Here is a 15787-nt window from a genome sequence, read left to right as displayed (position 1 = left end):
GACCTCAGCCATTCTGGCCAACGGTAGCGACGATGGTGACCTGCTTGTTGTCCGGAATTTCCTGGTAGGCCAGAACACTCATGTTCGGTGCCGCCATCCGGGCGAAGCGGGACATCATCCCGCGGATCGCACCGGCCACCAGCAGCACCACTGGCTTACCCATCATTTCCTGACGCTGCGCTGCCTCGATAAGGGAACGCTGCAGTTTTTCAGCCATGCCAGGCTCGAGGAACATGCCGTCCTCAGCGCCTTGACCGGCCTTCTGCATACTACTTAGCAACATCTGTTCCAACCTTGGCTCAAGGGTGATAACAGGCAGCTCAGGCTCCATTCCCACGATGTTCTGGACGATAGCGCGCGACAGGGCGACCCGCACGGCACCAGCGATGGCGGCGGGATCTTGACTCCGCGGCCCGACGTTGGCGATGGCTTCGGCGATGGTACGGATGTCACGGACCGGCACCTGCTCCTGCAGCAACTGCTGGAGGATCTTGAGCAGGGTCGACAGGGAGACGATGCCGGGCACCAGCTCCTCGGCCAGCTTGGGCGAACTCTTGGCCAGCACCTGCAGCAATTGCTGGACTTCCTCGTGACCGATCAGCTCGTGGGCGTGCTTGAAGAGCACCTGGTTGAGGTGCGTGGCGACCACCGTGCTGGCATCGACCACGGTGTAGCCGAGGGATTGGGCCTGGTCGCGCTGGGTGACGTCGATCCAGACGGCCTCCAGACCGAATGCCGGATCCTTGGCGGCGACGCCGTTGAGGGAGCCGTAGACCTGACCGGGGTTGATGGCCAGTTCGCGATCCGGATAGATCTCGGCCTCGGCCACACTGACGCCCATCAAAGTCAGACGATAGGCGTTGGGCAGCAGGTCAAGGTTGTCGCGGATGTGCACCGACGGCATGAGGAAGCCGAGGTCCTGGGACAGCTTCTTGCGCACGCCCTTGATCCGCGCCAGCAGCTGGCCACCCTGGTTGCGATCGACCATGGGGATCAGCCGGTAGCCGACTTCCAGACCGACCATGTCCACCGGGGTCACGTCATCCCAGCCCAGCTCCTTGGCCTCGGCCGGACGCTGTACGGGGGCCAGGTCCTGCTGCTTCTTGGCTTCCACCTCGGCGGTCTGCTTGGCCTGGCGCTGGCGCTTGTAGATCAGCCAGGCACCGGCTGCGGCGCCACCGCCCAGGCCGAGGAACGGCAGGTGCGGCATGCCCGGGACCAGGCCCATGGCGATGATGATGAAGGCCGAGACTGCCAGCGCCTTGGGCGAGGCGAACATCTGACGATTGACCTGCTGGCCCATGTCTTCGGCCGAGGACACCCGGGTCACCATGATGGCAGCGGCGACCGACAGCAGCAGCGAAGGGACCTGGGCGACCAGGCCGTCACCGATGGTCAGCAGGGCGTAGATGCGCGCCGCTTCGCCGAACGGCAGACCGTGCTGGGCCATGCCGATGGCCATGCCGCCGATGAGGTTGATGAAGAGGATCAGCAGACCGGCGACGGCGTCACCGCGGACGAACTTGCTGGCACCGTCCATCGAACCGTAGAAGTCGGCCTCCTGGCCCACTTCGGTCCGACGCTTCTTGGCTTCGACCTGATCGATGATGCCGGCATTGAGGTCGGCGTCGATGGCCATCTGCTTGCCGGGCATGGCGTCCAGGGTGAAACGCGCCGACACCTCGGAGATACGGCCGGCACCCTTGGTCACCACCACGAAGTTGATGATCATGAGGATGGCGAACACCACCGCACCGACCACGTAGTTGCCGCCGACCACCACCTCGCCGAAGGCCTGGATGACCTTGCCCGCAGCGTCGTGGCCGTCCTGGCCGTGCAGCAGCACGACGCGGCTCGAGGCCACGTTCAGCGCCAGGCGCAGCAGGGTCGACACCAGCAGGATGGTCGGGAAGACCGCGAAGTCCAGCGGCCGCAGGGCGTAGACGCTGACCAGCAGGACCACGATCGACAGGGCGATGTTGAAGGTGAACAGCACGTCCAGCAGGAACGGCGGCATCGGCAGCGTCATCATGGCGAGCATCGCCAGGACGGCCAGCGGCACGCCCAGGTTGCCGCGAGCCAGACCGCGCATGTTGCCCATCATCATGGATTTGTCGACTTTCACACCCATTCCTCGCTTGCCGGTGCCGGCGTCACGGAAAGTTGACGCAGCGCACTGTTCGCAAGGGCTTGAGCAAGCTCCGGGCCAACTGCTCAAGACCTTGAATCAGCGAGGTTTTCCGAGGAGTGATACAGGACTGGTTACGGATCGCCGGACGCGTCGGCTGAACCGTGGGCGGCGGCCATGAGTCTGTCTAGGGACCCGCGCTAGCGCGCCTATCCGAGGAACATCGCCATGAAAATCTGGACCGCGACGCTGTTGGCCACCTGCCTGGTCGGCACCGCCCAGGCAGCCGAATCCCTGACGATCCCGCTGAACAAGGTCACGACCGACGGTGTGGGCGAAAGCGTCGGCAGCGTGCAGGTGACCCGCTCCAAGTACGGTCTGGTCTTCACGCCGGATCTCAAGGGCCTGGAGCCTGGCATCCATGGCTTCCATGTCCATACCAAGCCCAACTGCGGCGCGGCCGAGGTGAATGGCACCCTGACCGCGGGTGGCGCTGCGGGCGGCCATCTGGATCCGCGCAACACCGGCAAGCACAGCGCGCCCTGGTCGGACGACGGCCACCTGGGCGAATTGCCGGCGCTCTATGTGACCGCCGACGGCCAGGCCACCCAGCCGGTGCTGGCACCGCGCCTGAAGCGCCTCGAAGAGCTCAAGGGCCATGCACTGATGGTGCATGCCGGTGGCGACAACTATGCCGACCAGCCCAAGCCGCTGGGCGGTGGCGGCGCGCGTGTCGCCTGCGGCGTCATCAAGTAGGCGCCTTCCCCTCCTCATCCCGCCGCAGATCCGGCGGGATGGGCAGATCGGACAGCTTGGGCTTGCGCCCGCGTCCGGCGCGGAATTGCCTGAGCTGATAGACATAGGCCAGGACCTGGGCCACGGCGACGTAGAGACCGGCCGGAATCTCCTGGTCCACTTCGGTGGAGAAGTACACCGCCCGCGCCAGCCCCGGCGACTCCAGCAGCGAGACCTGATGCTGCTGGGCGATCTCGCGGATCTTCAACGCGGTGAAATCGCTGCCCTTGGCCACCAGCACCGGCGCCCCTCCCTTGGCCGCATCATACTTGAGCGCCACGGCGAAGTGGGTCGGGTTGGTGATGACCACATCGGCGTTGGGCACCTCGGCCATCATCCGCCGCTGCGCCATCTGCCGCTGCATCTGGCGAATCTTGCCCTTGACCTCGGGCTTGCCCTCGCTGTCCTTGTACTCGTCCTTGATCTCCTGCTTGGTCATCATCAGCTTCTTGCGATTGCTGAGGATCTGGAAGGGCACGTCCACCGCAGCGATGATCAGCAGCCCCAGGGCCAGCAGCAGGGTGGCATGCCCCACCACCTGCATGCTGTGCAGCAGCGCCTGCTCGGTCGGCAGCTTGGCGATCTGCAGCAGCGCCGTGCGTTCGCTCATCAGCACCATCACCGACACGCCCAGGATGATGAAGAACTTGCCCAGCGCTTTGAGCAGCTCCACCAGAGAGTTCTTGGAGAACATGCGTGTGATGCCGGACAGCGGATTCATCCGGCTCGGCTTGGGCGCCAGTACCTTGCCGGAAAACAGGAAGCCACCCAGGGCGATATGACCAATGATGGCGGCGATCACCACCAGGGCGATCATCGGCAGCATGCCGATCATCGCCGCCTTGCCCGAGGCCAGCAGAAAGGTGCCCATGAAGCGCTCGTCCATGACCTCTTCCCGACGCAGGGAGAAGTTGCTGCGCATCACCTCCAGCAGCTTGCCGCCGAGAAAGGCGCCATACATCAGCAGGCCGCCGACCCCCGAGAGCATGACCGCCACCGTACCGAGTTCGCGTGATCGCGGGAGCTGACCCTCTTCCCGGGAATCACGCTTGCGTTTCTCCGTGGGGTCTTCTGTACGGTCTTCGCCATCGGATTCAGCCATGCGGCATATCTCCTAGCGGGCTCGGGCGAGTTCGCGCAGCCACTGCAGCGCCTCGCTGGCGAGACTTTCATAGTGGGAGAGGATGTCGGCAGTGCCGAGCCAGACGATGACCATGCCCAGCACCACGATCAGCGGCATGCCGACGGAAAAGATGTTCAGCTGCGGTGCTGCGCGGGTCATGATGCCGAAGGCGATGTTGACCACCAGCAGCGCGGTGATGGCCGGCAGCACCAGCAGGATACCGGCGCCCAATACCCAGCCCAGCCGCCCGGCGACCTGCCAGAAGTGCTCGACGCTCAGGGTATCCCCCACCGGCAGGGTGACGAAGCTTTCGGCAAGGATCTCGAACACCACTAGGTGGCCGTTCATGGCCAGGAACAGCAGCGTCACCAGCATGGTGAAGAACTGGCCCATCACCGGCGCCGAGGCGCCGTTGACCGGGTCGATCATGGACGCGAAGCTCAGGCCCGCCTGGGTCGAGATGATCTGCCCCGCCACCACGAAGACGTGGAAGAACAGCTGCAGGCTGAAGCCCATCACCGCGCCGATGAGGATCTGCTCGACGATCAGCGGCAGAGCCTGGGGGCTGATGGCATCCACCTGCGGCATCGGCGGCAGGGTCGGTACCAGCACCAGGCTCAAGGCCAGGGCCAGATACATCCGCACCCGCACCGGGACCAGCGTGGTACCGATGATCGGCATGGTCATCAGCAGCGCGGCGATGCGAAACAGCGGAAACAGGAAGCTGCCGACCCAGCCGCCGATCTGGGCGTCGCTGAGGGCGAGCATGGGCTAGCCGATCAGCCGCGGGATGTTGGCAACCGAGGTCTGGATGAACTCCATCAGCTGTCTGACCATCCAGGGTCCCAGCACGATCAGCGTCAACAGGGTGACGATCAGCCGCGGCAGAAAGCTCAGGGTCTGCTCGTTGATCTGGGTCGCCGCCTGGAACACCGCCACGATCAGGCCAACGATCAGGCTGGGTACCACGAGCACGGCCACCAGCAGCGCGGTTAGCCAGAGGCCCTGGCGAAACAGATCGACGGCGACTTCAGGGGTCATTTCGCTTCTCCGCAAAAAGGGGGCACCGCTAGACGGTGCCGAAGCTGCTGGCCAGGGTACCCATGATCAGCGCCCAGCCATCCACCAGCACGAACAGCATCAGCTTGAACGGCAGCGAGATGATCATGGGTGACAGCATCATCATGCCCATGGCCATCAGCACGCTGGCAATCACCAGGTCGATGACCAGGAAGGGAATGAAGATCATGAAGCCGATCTGGAAGGCGGTCTTGAGTTCGGAGGTGACGAAAGCCGGCACCAGGATCGACAAGGGCGCCTGATCGGCACTGGCAATGTCGGTGCGCTTGGACAGCCGCATGAACAGGTCCAGGTCCGATTGCCGGGTCTGCCCCAGCATGAAGTCCTTCATCGGCACCTGGGCGCGGGCGATGGCATCCTGGGCACTGAGTTGTTCGTTCAGGTAGGGCTGCACGGCAGTGGTATTGATGCGGTCGAACACCGGCGCCATGATGAACAGCGAGAGAAACAGCGCCATGCCCACCAGTACCTGGTTGGACGGCGTGGTCTGCAGACCCAGCGCCTGACGCAGAATGGCGAAGACGATGACGATGCGGGTGAAGCTGGTCATCAACATGACGAATGCTGGAATGAAGCTCAGCGCGGTCATGATCAGCAGGATCTGCAGGCTGACCGAGTACTCCTGCTGACCCTGGCCGTTGGTACTCAGGGTAATGGCCGGAATCGACAGTGGATTGGCCTGCCCGGCCTGCTGCGCCAGTGCCAGGGGCGCGAACAGCAGCACGGCCAGGCCCAGCAGCCAGCCCAGGGTGCGCCCCAGACCGACCGGTAGACGCGAAGGAATCATGGTTTCGCCTTGGGATCGCGGCTGATGAGTTCCAGCAGGCGCTGGGCGAATTCCGGCGCCGGCGCCTCGGTCTCGCCGAGTCGCACCGGCTCGCGCAGGCTGTGCAGCGGCGTGATCCGTCCGCCAGCGACGCCGATCAGCAGCTGCTCCTGGCCGACCTGCACCAGCACCAGCCGCTCGCGCGGCCCCAGGTGCTGGGTGGAGATCACCTTGATCACCTGCTGGCCACGCGGCCCCTGCTGCTGCACCCGACGCACCAGCCAGGCCAGACCGAGGATCAGCGCGATCACCAGCAGCAGGCCGAGCAGCAGCTGACCGACCTGCGCCCCCACATCCAGCCCCGGCGAGGTGGCTTCGGCGGCACGCGCGGTCAGGGGCAGGAGACCCAGCGGCAGGAGCAGACTCTTCATGGATCACCGCAGCTTCTTGATACGTTCCGTGGGGCTGATGACGTCGGTCAGGCGGATCCCGAACTTCTCGTTCACCACCACCACTTCACCGTGGGCGATCAGCGTACCATTCACCAGCACGTCCAGCGGCTCGCCAGCCAGACGGTCGAGCTCGATGACCGAGCCCTGGTTGAGTTGCAGCAGGTTGCGAATGGAGATGTCGGTGTGGCCGACCTCCATGGAGATGGTCACCGGGATGTCCAGGATCACATCCAGGTTGGGCCCTTCCATGCCAGTCACTGCCAAACCCCCACTGCTCTGACCAAATTCTTCCACCGGCGCCTTGGGCGGCTTGGGGGCTTCGACCTGGGTACCCTGAGCCATCAGGGCATCGATATCGTCCTGACTGGCATCGCCGGCTTCGGCCAGGGCTGCGGCCCACTCGTCCGCCAGGGCTTGTTCTTCGGGGTTGTCTGCCATCGTGTGGGTCTCGTGCTACGCCGGGCCGCGGCCCGGACGGAAAAACGGTTTTCGCTCAGCGGCCGCGGCTGACCGGTTCGAGAATCTGCAGGGCCAGGTTGCCCTTGCGTGCGCCCATCTTGACCTTGAAGGTGGGCATGCCGTTGGCTCGCATGAGCATCTCCTCCGGCATTTCCACCGGAATCACGTCGCCTGGCTGCATGTTGAGGATATCGCGGAGTTTGAGTTGGCGCCGGACAACCGTCGCCTCCAGCGGCACGCGCACATCGAGCAGGTCCTCGCGCAGGGCCTTGACCCAGCGTTCATCCTGGTCATCCACGTCCGACTGGAAACCGGCATCGAGCATTTCGCGGATCGGCTCGATCATCGAATAGGGCATGGTCACGTGCAGTTCGCCGCCACCGCCATCCAGCTCGATGTTGAAGGTGCTCACCACCACCACTTCGCTGGGACTGACGATATTGGCCAGCGCCGGGTTGACCTCGGAGTTCATGTATTCGAACTGGCAGTCGAGCATGGCGCCCCAGGCTTCCTTGAGATCGACGAAGCACTGGTCGAGCACCATGCGCACCACGCGCAGTTCGGTGGGGGTGAATTCCCGGCCCTCGATCTTGGCGTGGCGGCCGTCACCGCCAAAGAAGTTGTCCACCAGTTTGAACACCAGCCGGGCATCAAGGATGAACAGCGCGGTACCACGCAGCGGCTTCATCTTGACCATGTTGAGGCTGGTGGGGACGTACAGCGAATGGATGTACTCACCGAACTTGGTGACCTGCACCCCGCCCACGGAGACGTCGGCCGAACGCCGCAGGAGGTTGAACATGCTGACCCGGGTATAGCGGGCGAAGCGTTCGTTGATCATCTCCAGGGTCGGCATGCGTCCGCGGACGATGCGATCCTGGCTGGTGAGGTCATAGCCCTTGATGGTGCCCGGCTCGGCATCGGTCTCGGTCTCGACGATGCCATCGTCGACCCCGTGCAGCAGGGCATCGATTTCATCCTGAGAGAGCAGATCTTGCACGGCCATGGCGTTACCTATTGCAGGACGAGATTGGTGAACAATACCTGTTCGATGGCAGTCTGGCCGGTCAGTTTCTTCGCCAGCTCCTGAACCTTGCTGGTGGCCTGCTGGCGCAGCATCTCCTTGCCCACCGGGGTCAGGAGGCTGTTGAAGTCCTGGCCGGAAAACAGCATCACCAGCTGGTTGCGGACCTGCGGCAATTGCGCCTTGAGCGCATCCATCTGCGCCTGGTCACGCCCCATCAGGGTCACCGTGACCTGCATGTAGCGCTGGCGACCGTCGGCGTTGTAGTTGACCACGAAGGCCGGCACCAGCGCCTGGTAGACCGCCGCCAGGTGCACGGGTGCCGCCGGAGCGGCCGACGCGGCGTGCTCGGGCTCGGCGCTCTTCTTGCCGAGCAGGAACCAGGTCGCGCCCACCGAGGCGCCAATGACCAGCAGCAGGGCCACGACGATGATGATGATAAGTTTGAGCTTGCCCTTGCCCTTGCCTTCCGCGGCTGCACCCTCTGCCGCAGGGGCCTGCTTCTTCGCCATAAGTGCTCGACCGAATCCTGTGCTGCGCGTCACCCCTGCTGGGTGACGCAGCTAACCTATTGATACGAAGGGGATATAGCAGGTGCGGCCGAGGCTGTCACCTGGCAGCCGGCGGCCCGTCACGCGTAGTAGTCGACCAGACTGCGCGCCGCGAGCGTCGCCGCGCCACGGGTTTCGGCGACATTCGCCACCGCTTCGTCCTCGCCCCCGCCCGCGCCGCGGCTGCCGCGACGCGAATTATCGCTCTGGCCACCCTGCTGCGACTGCTGCCAGGCCTGACCGGACGACTGATCGGAAACATTGACGTTGGCGAGGTTCATGCCCTGCTGGGCGAAAAGTTCGCGCAGGCGCTGGCTGCCGTTGTCCAGCGCTTCGCGCACGTCGGCGTGGGGACTGGCGAAGGTGACCTGGGTCTGGTCTTGGGTCATGTCGATGCGCACCTCCAGCTTGCCCAGTTGCGCCGGCTCCATCTGGATGTCGGCGGTCTTGAGATTCTGGCTGGACATCCACATGACCTTGTCGACCACCGCCTCGCTGAAGTTGCCTGCCTGCGGGCTGAGCGGCTGGCCGGGTACCGTGGCCGTGACCGGGCGAGCTGTCGCAGCGGGCGTGCTGAGGGCCTGGGACAGGGCGGTGAGTTTGTCGGCGAAGGCATCGCTCTTGCTCGGTACCGCCGCGTCCTGCCCATCGCCCTTGTCCAGGGTCGCAGCCAGGGCCGCGCTGGCCGCCTGATCCGCCACCTGAGCGGGAGCGCCATCAGCCGGCAGCAAGCCTTGCAGCTGGGTGGCCGCCAGGTTGTTGGCGTTGGTGGCGGCCTTGGCGGCGTCACCCTGGGTCTGGGGTACCTGGCCCAGCAGTTGCGCCAGACCATCGTCCGCGGCCTGCTGCTCGCCAGCCTTGGTCGGGGTCGCCGTTGCGCCGGTCCCGACCCCCGTGGCGGTCGCCTGGGCGGCGGTAGCCACGGCAGCACCCAGCAGAGCCGCCGGATCCAGGGCCTGGGCAGTGGCGGTGGCTGCGGCGTCCGCGGCCGTCCCGGTCGGAAGCTGAGGCGTTGCCACAGGTGTGGCTACCGGCTGCGGGAACTGACCGGTCATGCCGAACATGAACAGCGGATCCAGCAGCGCATCGACGGGCGTCTTGGCGTCTTCACCCTGGGCCACCGGCAAGGTCTTGCCGCTGTCGTCGGTAGCGGCTGCCGACGGCGCGTCGCTTTTGGCGGTGCTGTCGACCTCGGGCTTGGCGTCCGCCGTGCGGTCGTCATCGCTGGAGCGCTTCACCCGGTCATCACCCTCCCGGGCTCGCCCAGGTTCGTTCTTGCGTGCCTGGGTCGGGGCCTTGCTGTCGCTGGTGTCGCGCGGCTTTTCGCTGCGCACCGGCTCACGCGGCTGCTCCTGGGCGAAGACATCGGCGAAGCGCTCCTGGGCTGCCGGGCGATCCTGGGAAGGGGTCTTGGCCGCCGCCCGGCCGGTGCCGGCTGGAGAGGTGGCGGTATTCAAAAGGAAATCGGGCACGACGGCCATGGAGAGCTCCGAACGACGGGTTTCCGGGTATCTAGCAAGTTGCGCGCCAGCTGGAAACGCCAGCGCTTTGACGAGGTCAGCCCGCGTAGCGTTGCCGCTCGACCTTGAACAGGATGCGGACGATGGCGAATTCGCGCTCCATGGCGGAAACGCCCATGGCCAGTTCCGCGGTGGTCGCCCGGCGCCGCGCGCCCTCCTCCACGTCCCGACACAGCTGCGCCAGGGGCGCGGCGCCCATGTTGCCGGCGCTACCCTTGAAGCTGTGCGCCAGCTGGCGGACCTGCTCGGCATCGCCACCGATCACGCTGCGCTTGAGTTCGGCGATGCGCTCTTCGCAATCGAGCAGAAAGGTTTCGATGAGATCGACGTACTCTTCCTCCATGCAGTCGCGCAGGGCGGCAAGCGTTTCCGGATCAAGATGGGAGGAAAACATCGGCATTCTCACTGACAAGAAAAGGAACGAAGGCGGGGCCCGGCCTAGATATAGGTCGAGCGCGCCCGCTGGGCGTATTCGTCCATCTGTTTCTGTTCGCGCTTGTCCTCGACCTGGCGCTGCTCCTGGCGATAGCGCTCGACCAGTTTGCGCAGGCCTTCGAGGCGGGCATAGCGCTCCTGCCACTGGGTACGCGCCTTGGCCACCACGTCCCGGTGCCACTGGGCGTTGCGCTCCTGCTGGCCGATCGCTTCTTCCAGCTGGCTGAGAAAGCGCTGATAGCCGATCAGCCACTGCCCGGTGACCCCACGGCTGCCGTTGACCACCAGGCGCTGCTGGTAATCTTCGCGATAGCGCTGCAATTCACCCAGCTTGAACTCGGCCTGGGCCAGTTGCTGCTGGCATTGCCCCAGGCGCTGGGCGGCGTCGCGCTCGTCGCGCTCGCTCATCTCCACCACCGGACCCAGACGCTCGGCTCTGCCTTTCATGATCTATCAGCCTCCCAATACGGCTTGGAGATTGGCGGAACTCTGCTCCAGCGATTCGCTTTCGCGCAGGCCCTGGCGCAGGAACTGCTGCATGGGCGCATAGCGGGCGATCGCTAGATCGGTTTCGGCATTCCCGCCGGGCACATAGGCACCGACGCTGAGCAGGTCCTTGGCCTGCTGATAGAGCGACCAGAGCTGCTTGACGCGCTGGGCGTTGCGCAGATGCTCCGGGCTGACCACCTGGGGCATGACCCGGCTGATGGACGCCTCGATGTCGATCGCCGGATAGTGCCCTTCCTCGGCCAGCCGCCGCGACAGCACGAAGTGACCATCCAGCACGCCACGCGCCGAGTCGGCGATGGGATCCTGCTGGTCGTCGCCTTCCGAGAGCACAGTATAAAACGCCGTGATCGAACCCCCACCTTTTTCTGCGTTGCCGGCCCGTTCCACCAGGCGCGGCAGCTTGGCGAACACCGACGGCGGGTAGCCCTTGGTCGCCGGCGGCTCGCCGATGGCCAGGGCGATCTCCCGCTGCGCCTGGGCATAGCGGGTCAGGGAATCCATCAGCAGGAGCACGTTCTTGCCCTTGTCGCGAAAGTATTCGGCGATGCGGGTGCAGTACATGGCCGCGCGCAGGCGCAGCAGGGGCGCATCGTCCGCCGGCGAGGCCACGACCACCGCCCGCTTGATGCCCTCCTCGCCCAAGATGTGCTCGATGAATTCCTTCACCTCGCGGCCCCGCTCGCCGATCAGCCCGACCACGATGATCTCGGCCTTGGTCAGCCGGGTCATCATGCCGAGCAGCACGCTCTTGCCCACGCCGGTACCGGCGAACAGGCCGAGACGCTGGCCGCGACCTACCGTCAACAAACCGTTGATGCTGCGGATGCCAACGTCCAGGGGCTCGCTGATGGGTTCGCGCTTGAGCGGGTTGATGGTGGGGCCGTCCATCGGCACCCAGTCTTCGGCGCGCATGCGGCCCTTGCCGTCCAGGGCATTGCCCAGGCCATCCAGGACGCGCCCCAACATCGACATGCCCATCGGCAGGCGACCGGTATCCGGCACCGGCACCACCCGGGCGCCGGGCGCGATGCCGGCCAGGCTGCCCACCGGCATGAGAAAGGTCTTGTTGCCGTTGAAGCCCATCACCTCGGCCTCGACCTCCACCGGCTGATAGCCACCGCCATTGATCAGCCGGCAGCGACTGCCGACGGCGGCGCGCAGGCCTTCGGCCTCCAGTGTCAGACCGACCATGCGCAGCAGACGGCCTTCGATCACCGGCTGCTGCTCCACCCGGATGGCTTCATCGTAGCCGCTGAGGCGGCGTTCGAAACTCAGACGCTCAAGACGCATGGGAGGCATCCTCGATGTCGATGTGCAGATCGGCTTCCTGGGGCTGGGTCGCCTGGTGGCGCTGCTGTTCGGCCAGCTGGGTCAGCGCCTGGGTCAGACGGGTCTCGATGCTGGCGTCGATGACGCTGCTCTCGGTCTCGATCCGGCAACCGCCAGGCATCAGGGTCTCGTCCTCGAGGATGCGCCATTTTTCTTCGTGGCGGTCACGCAAGGCCTTCATCAGCTCGAAGTCCTGGGGGCTGACCTGGATGCGGATGTTCTCGGCACCCATGGGCAGCAGCTTCAGCGCCGTGCGCACCACCTGAACCAACTGACTGGAGTCTAGCGTGAGTTCGCGCTGGATGACTTCGCGGGTGATATGCCGGACCAGCTGCACCATGCCGGCCTCCAGGGCCTGGTCCTGCTCGCCGATGGGATCGAGCAGATGGCTCATCAGAGTTTCCAGGCTGGCGAGGCGAGCGATCAGCGCCGCCTCGGCTTCCTGGCGCGCCTTGAGCTGGCCGGCGTGGTAGCCGTCGCGCTCGCCGGTGCCGAAGCCCTCGTTGTAAGCCTCCTGGCGGATCGCCTCCAGCTCTTCGAGAGTGATCGGCTGGACCTCTTCGACCGGGACCTCTTCGATCTGGGGCTCCGGCTGGGGCTCGGGCTCGGCTGCCGCGGGCACAGGGATTTCTGCAGGCGCATCGAAGCTGTCGAAGGCTGGCAGTCGCCAGACGTCGAAGGCTTCCAGATCCCGCGCCCTGATCAGTTCGCTCGCCGCTTCTTTGCTCATTACCTGTCCGTCAGAAAACCGCTACTGACCAGACCTTAGCAAAGCACAGGCCAATCCCGGCAAGCCGTCAGACCATTTCCTCGCCACCCTTGCCGCCGAGGACGATCTCGCCGGCGTCGGCCATGCGGCGGGCCACGGCGAGCACCTCTTTCTGCGCCCCCTCCACCTCGGACAGTCGCACCGGCCCCTTGGCTTCCAAGTCGTCGCGCAGCAGCTCGGCCGCGCGCTTGGACATATTGCGGAAGAATTTCTCCTTGATGCCATCGTCGGCGCCCTTGAGCGCCAGCACCAGCACATCCGAGGACACCTCGCGCAGGAGCGCCTGGATGCCGCGATCGTCGACATCGGACAGGTTGTCGAAGACGAACATCAGGTCCTCGATCTGCCCCGACAGATCCTGATCCGCGTCGCGGATCGCGTCCATCAGCGGGCCTTCGACCGAACTGTCCAGGTAGTTCATGATGTCGGCGGCACGTTTGACGCCGCCCAGGGCGGTACGGGTGGTGCTGGCGCTGCCGGAGAACTGCTTCTCGAGGATCAGGTTCAGCTCCTTGAGCGCCGCCGGCTGCACGGTGTTCAGCGAGGAGACGCGCAGGACGATGTCCAGGCGCACCTTGTGATCGAAGTGGCCAAGGACTTCGGCCGCCTGGTCGGGATCCAGGTAGGCCACCACGATGGCCTGGATCTGCGGGTGCTCGTAGCGAATCACATCCGCCACCGCCCGCGGCTCCATCCACTTCAGGCTGTCCAGACCGCTGGTGTTGCCACCCAGCAGGATGCGGTCGATCAGGCCGCTGGCCTTGTCCTCGCCCAGGGCCTGGGTGAGCATCTTGCGGATGTAGCCGTCGGCGCCCACGCCCAGACTGGTCTGGTCGCCCACCACCTCGATGAAGTCGCCCAGCACCCGCTCGACCTGTTCGCGGTTGACGTTGCGCATCTGGGCCATGGCGGTACCGACCTTCTGCACCTCCTTGGGCCCCATGTGGCGCAGGATCTGCGCGGCGTCGGCTTCGCCCAGCGACAGGAGGAAGATCGCGGCCTTCTCTACCTTGGAAAGTTGCGCTTCATTCGTCGCCATTGATCCAATCCTTCACTACCTGGGCGACACGGCCCGGATCATCGTTGACCAGCTGCTTGATGGCGGTCAGTTGAGCGTCATAGCCCTCGCTCGGGCTCGGCAGCAACAGCGGCGCCGGACCGGCCAGGCTCACCTTGTCGTCGGCCAGATCGTCCGACAGGCCATCCAGACCACCGGCACCCAGGGCACCGGCACCACCGGCAGCGGCCAGGGCAGCGGCGTCCTTGGTGTTGCCACCGGACAGATTCTTCAGCACCGGACGCAGCACCCCAAAGACTAGCACCAGGATGAAGAGGACGCCGAGGGCCTGCTTGACCACGCCCCAGAACCAGGGCTGCTGGTAGAAGGGAATGCTCTCGATCTCTTCCTGCTGCACCGGGGCGAAGGGCGCGTTGATCACGCTCACGCTGTCGCCACGGCTGGCGTCGAAGCCCACGGCATCCTGCACCAGACGGGTGAAGCGAGCCAGGTCTTCGGGGGTCCAGGGCTGGTGGCTGACCTTGCCGGCCGCATCGACCTTGACCTGATCGTCCAGCACCACCGCGACGGAAAGTCGACGCAGACGGCCCTGCTGCTGACGGGTGTAGCTGATGCTGCGGTCCAGCTCGTAGTTACGGGTGTTCTGCTCACGCTTGTCGGTCGGGTACGGCAGGGTTGCCGGCAGGCTGGTCTTGCTGTCGTAGATGTACTGGTCGTTGGCGTCCCGCAGCGGCTGGCCGGGAGCGATGTAGTTGGCGCCGCCACCCTGGGCACCGGCCTTCTCCGGGGTCGAAGACGGACCGGGCGGCTGGTTGGACAGGGCACCGGGCACGCCCTGGGCGCCGCCGCCGGACGTCTGGCGCTGCTCGCTGTTCTGCTGCTCGCTGCGCAGTGCCGGTTGATCGGGATTGAATTGCTCGGCAGTCGATTCCACGGCGTTGAAATCCACATCCGCGGCCACTTCGGCCTTGAAACGACCGTTGCCCACCACCGGCTGCATGATGTTCTGCACACGCTGGGTCAGGGAGCTTTCCATCTTGTGGGTGTAGTCCAGTTGCTTGCCGGCGATCGACAGCTCGGACATGTTCTGCTGGTCGGACAGCAGCTGCCCCTTCTGGTCGACGATGGTGACCTGGGACTTGTCCAGTTCCGGCACGCTGGTGGCGACCAGATTGATGATGGCCATGACCTGACCGGCATCCAGGGTACGGCCGGGATACATCTCGACCAGTACCGAGGCGCTCGGCTTGCGCTCGTCACGGACGAACACCGAACTCTTCGGGATCGCCAGGTGCACCCGGGCGCCCTTGATGCCGTTGAGGCTGGAGATGGTCCGGGCCAGTTCGCCTTCCAGGCTGCGCCGATAGTTGGCCGCCTCCATGAACTGGCTGGTGCCCAGCGGCTGCTCCTTGTCCAGCAGCTCGAAGCCAACATTGCCATCGGAGGGGGTGATGCCGGCTGCGGCCATCTTCATGCGCGCCCGGCCGAGGTCGTCGGACTTGACCAGCAGGGCGCCGGAATTCGGATCGACCTTGTAGCCGATGTCGGCCGCGCCCAGGGCCTGCAGCACCTGATTGGCGTCGAGACCATTCATGCTGGTGTACAGCGGCCGATAGTCCGGCTGCTGGGTCCAGAGCACCACGGCAAAGCCCAGGGCGACGCTGGCGGCCAGGCCGATCAGCAGCCCCATCTGCCGCAGCAGCGGCATGTCGGACAGGTTGTCGAGAAAGCTGAGCCCCAGCAGCGACTTCTTGGGCTTGTCTTCAGCCTCGGGCTTGGTCGTCGGGACGGGTGCGTTGGTGAGAGCTTCAGCCATTTTCTAGACCGT

Annotated in this window: 17 protein-coding genes; 1 reads left to right on the top strand and 16 read right to left on the bottom strand. The window is 65.2% G+C overall.

Translation table 11 applies throughout. The features are described 5' to 3' along the window. Positions 1 to 4: 4 nt before the first annotated feature. Entirely contained in the window at positions 5 to 2131 is a 2127-nt protein-coding gene (flhA, locus tag OMP44_RS02285) for a flagellar biosynthesis protein FlhA (RefSeq protein ID WP_133862387.1), read from the bottom strand. 225 nt (positions 2132 to 2356) lie between these two features. On the opposite strand from flhA, the gene sodC reads away from it, so the two are divergent. Beyond that, on the top strand, positions 2357 to 2884 hold the full coding sequence (gene sodC / locus OMP44_RS02280) for a superoxide dismutase family protein (RefSeq protein WP_007160370.1): 528 nt from the start codon (positions 2357 to 2359) through the stop codon (positions 2882 to 2884). On the opposite strand, the gene flhB is transcribed toward sodC, so the two are convergent. From flhB to fliF, 15 genes are all read right to left on the bottom strand, one after another. Further along, entirely contained in the window at positions 2877 to 4025 is a 1149-nt protein-coding gene (flhB, locus tag OMP44_RS02275) for a flagellar biosynthesis protein FlhB (protein ID WP_273861473.1), read from the bottom strand. The genes sodC and flhB overlap by 8 nt on opposite strands. Before the next feature lie 12 nt (positions 4026 to 4037). After that, positions 4038 to 4814 carry a flagellar biosynthetic protein FliR gene (fliR, locus tag OMP44_RS02270; protein WP_158889354.1) on the bottom strand — a complete coding sequence of 259 codons (777 nt, stop codon included), beginning with the start codon at positions 4812 to 4814 and terminating at the stop codon, positions 4038 to 4040. 3 nt (positions 4815 to 4817) lie between these two features. Continuing rightward, a complete protein-coding gene (gene fliQ / locus OMP44_RS02265) occupies positions 4818 to 5087 on the bottom strand; it encodes a flagellar biosynthesis protein FliQ (RefSeq protein ID WP_027597972.1) in 270 nt (89 codons plus the stop codon). A gap of 28 nt (positions 5088 to 5115) precedes the next feature. Then, positions 5116 to 5913 carry a flagellar type III secretion system pore protein FliP gene (gene fliP / locus OMP44_RS02260; protein ID WP_280306236.1) on the bottom strand — a complete coding sequence of 266 codons (798 nt, stop codon included), beginning with the start codon at positions 5911 to 5913 and terminating at the stop codon, positions 5116 to 5118. Then, positions 5910 to 6323 (bottom strand): flagellar biosynthetic protein FliO, encoded by a 414-nt coding sequence (fliO, locus tag OMP44_RS02255; RefSeq protein ID WP_133862392.1) that lies wholly within the window; start codon positions 6321 to 6323, stop codon positions 5910 to 5912. The genes fliP and fliO overlap by 4 nt, the downstream gene beginning before the upstream one ends. 3 nt (positions 6324 to 6326) lie before the next feature. Continuing rightward, positions 6327 to 6782, bottom strand: coding sequence for a flagellar motor switch protein FliN (gene fliN, locus OMP44_RS02250; RefSeq protein ID WP_133862393.1), 456 nt, complete (start codon positions 6780 to 6782; stop codon positions 6327 to 6329). Positions 6783 to 6837: 55 nt separating this feature from the next. After that, complete coding sequence (fliM, locus tag OMP44_RS02245; protein WP_017642077.1) at positions 6838 to 7809, bottom strand: flagellar motor switch protein FliM; 972 nt, start codon at positions 7807 to 7809, stop codon at positions 6838 to 6840. Positions 7810 to 7817: 8 nt separating this feature from the next. Beyond that, entirely contained in the window at positions 7818 to 8339 is a 522-nt protein-coding gene (fliL, locus tag OMP44_RS02240; RefSeq protein WP_280306235.1) for a flagellar basal body-associated protein FliL, read from the bottom strand. 119 nt (positions 8340 to 8458) lie between these two features. Further along, positions 8459 to 9859 (bottom strand): flagellar hook-length control protein FliK, encoded by a 1401-nt coding sequence (locus tag OMP44_RS02235; RefSeq protein ID WP_280306234.1) that lies wholly within the window; start codon positions 9857 to 9859, stop codon positions 8459 to 8461. Between the two features lie 76 nt (positions 9860 to 9935). Continuing rightward, complete coding sequence (locus OMP44_RS02230) at positions 9936 to 10292, bottom strand: Hpt domain-containing protein (RefSeq protein WP_158889348.1); 357 nt, start codon at positions 10290 to 10292, stop codon at positions 9936 to 9938. A gap of 44 nt (positions 10293 to 10336) precedes the next feature. Further along, on the bottom strand, positions 10337 to 10780 hold the full coding sequence (gene fliJ / locus OMP44_RS02225) for a flagellar export protein FliJ (RefSeq protein WP_133862397.1): 444 nt from the start codon (positions 10778 to 10780) through the stop codon (positions 10337 to 10339). Positions 10781 to 10786: 6 nt separating this feature from the next. Next, the gene (gene fliI / locus OMP44_RS02220) at positions 10787 to 12133 is read right to left on the bottom strand and encodes a flagellar protein export ATPase FliI (RefSeq protein ID WP_017642072.1); all 1347 of its coding nucleotides are present in this window, start codon (positions 12131 to 12133) and stop codon (positions 10787 to 10789) included. Next, on the bottom strand, positions 12123 to 12902 hold the full coding sequence (gene fliH, locus OMP44_RS02215; protein WP_273861469.1) for a flagellar assembly protein FliH: 780 nt from the start codon (positions 12900 to 12902) through the stop codon (positions 12123 to 12125). Before fliH ends, fliI begins: the two co-directional genes overlap by 11 nt. Before the next feature lie 67 nt (positions 12903 to 12969). Then, positions 12970 to 13980 (bottom strand): flagellar motor switch protein FliG, encoded by a 1011-nt coding sequence (gene fliG / locus OMP44_RS02210; protein WP_133862399.1) that lies wholly within the window; start codon positions 13978 to 13980, stop codon positions 12970 to 12972. Then, a complete protein-coding gene (fliF, locus tag OMP44_RS02205; RefSeq protein WP_187979888.1) occupies positions 13967 to 15775 on the bottom strand; it encodes a flagellar basal-body MS-ring/collar protein FliF in 1809 nt (602 codons plus the stop codon). Before fliF ends, fliG begins: the two co-directional genes overlap by 14 nt. Positions 15776 to 15787: the final 12 nt, after the last annotated feature.

Origin of the sequence: Pseudomonas flavocrustae (assembly GCF_029872515.1) — a bacterium.
Classification (GTDB): Bacteria; Pseudomonadota; Gammaproteobacteria; order Pseudomonadales; family Pseudomonadaceae; genus Chryseomonas; species Chryseomonas aestiva.
Note: the sequence above shows the minus strand (reverse complement) of the source record. Positions and strands in the feature narration are given on the sequence as shown.

Bases quoted from the DNA above. Each gene is read 5' to 3' on its own strand.
- sodC (WP_007160370.1), top strand. From the start codon at position 2,357: ATGAAAATCTGGACCGCGACGCTGTTGGCCACCTGCCTGGTCGGCACC.
- flhB (WP_273861473.1), bottom strand. From the start codon at position 4,025: ATGGCTGAATCCGATGGCGAAGACCGTACAGAAGACCCCACGGAGAAA.
- flhA (WP_133862387.1), bottom strand. From the start codon at position 2,131: ATGGGTGTGAAAGTCGACAAATCCATGATGATGGGCAACATGCGCGGT.
- fliL (WP_280306235.1), bottom strand. From the start codon at position 8,339: ATGGCGAAGAAGCAGGCCCCTGCGGCAGAGGGTGCAGCCGCGGAAGGC.
- fliJ (WP_133862397.1), bottom strand. From the start codon at position 10,780: ATGAAAGGCAGAGCCGAGCGTCTGGGTCCGGTGGTGGAGATGAGCGAG.
- fliF (WP_187979888.1), bottom strand. From the start codon at position 15,775: ATGGCTGAAGCTCTCACCAACGCACCCGTCCCGACGACCAAGCCCGAG.
- fliN (WP_133862393.1), bottom strand. From the start codon at position 6,782: ATGGCAGACAACCCCGAAGAACAAGCCCTGGCGGACGAGTGGGCCGCA.
- fliG (WP_133862399.1), bottom strand. From the start codon at position 13,980: ATGGCGACGAATGAAGCGCAACTTTCCAAGGTAGAGAAGGCCGCGATC.
- fliH (WP_273861469.1), bottom strand. From the start codon at position 12,902: ATGAGCAAAGAAGCGGCGAGCGAACTGATCAGGGCGCGGGATCTGGAA.
- fliI (WP_017642072.1), bottom strand. From the start codon at position 12,133: ATGCGTCTTGAGCGTCTGAGTTTCGAACGCCGCCTCAGCGGCTACGAT.
- OMP44_RS02235 (WP_280306234.1), bottom strand. From the start codon at position 9,859: ATGGCCGTCGTGCCCGATTTCCTTTTGAATACCGCCACCTCTCCAGCC.
- fliM (WP_017642077.1), bottom strand. From the start codon at position 7,809: ATGGCCGTGCAAGATCTGCTCTCTCAGGATGAAATCGATGCCCTGCTG.
- fliQ (WP_027597972.1), bottom strand. From the start codon at position 5,087: ATGACCCCTGAAGTCGCCGTCGATCTGTTTCGCCAGGGCCTCTGGCTA.
- fliR (WP_158889354.1), bottom strand. From the start codon at position 4,814: ATGCTCGCCCTCAGCGACGCCCAGATCGGCGGCTGGGTCGGCAGCTTC.
- OMP44_RS02230 (WP_158889348.1), bottom strand. From the start codon at position 10,292: ATGTTTTCCTCCCATCTTGATCCGGAAACGCTTGCCGCCCTGCGCGAC.
- fliP (WP_280306236.1), bottom strand. From the start codon at position 5,913: ATGATTCCTTCGCGTCTACCGGTCGGTCTGGGGCGCACCCTGGGCTGG.
- fliO (WP_133862392.1), bottom strand. From the start codon at position 6,323: ATGAAGAGTCTGCTCCTGCCGCTGGGTCTCCTGCCCCTGACCGCGCGT.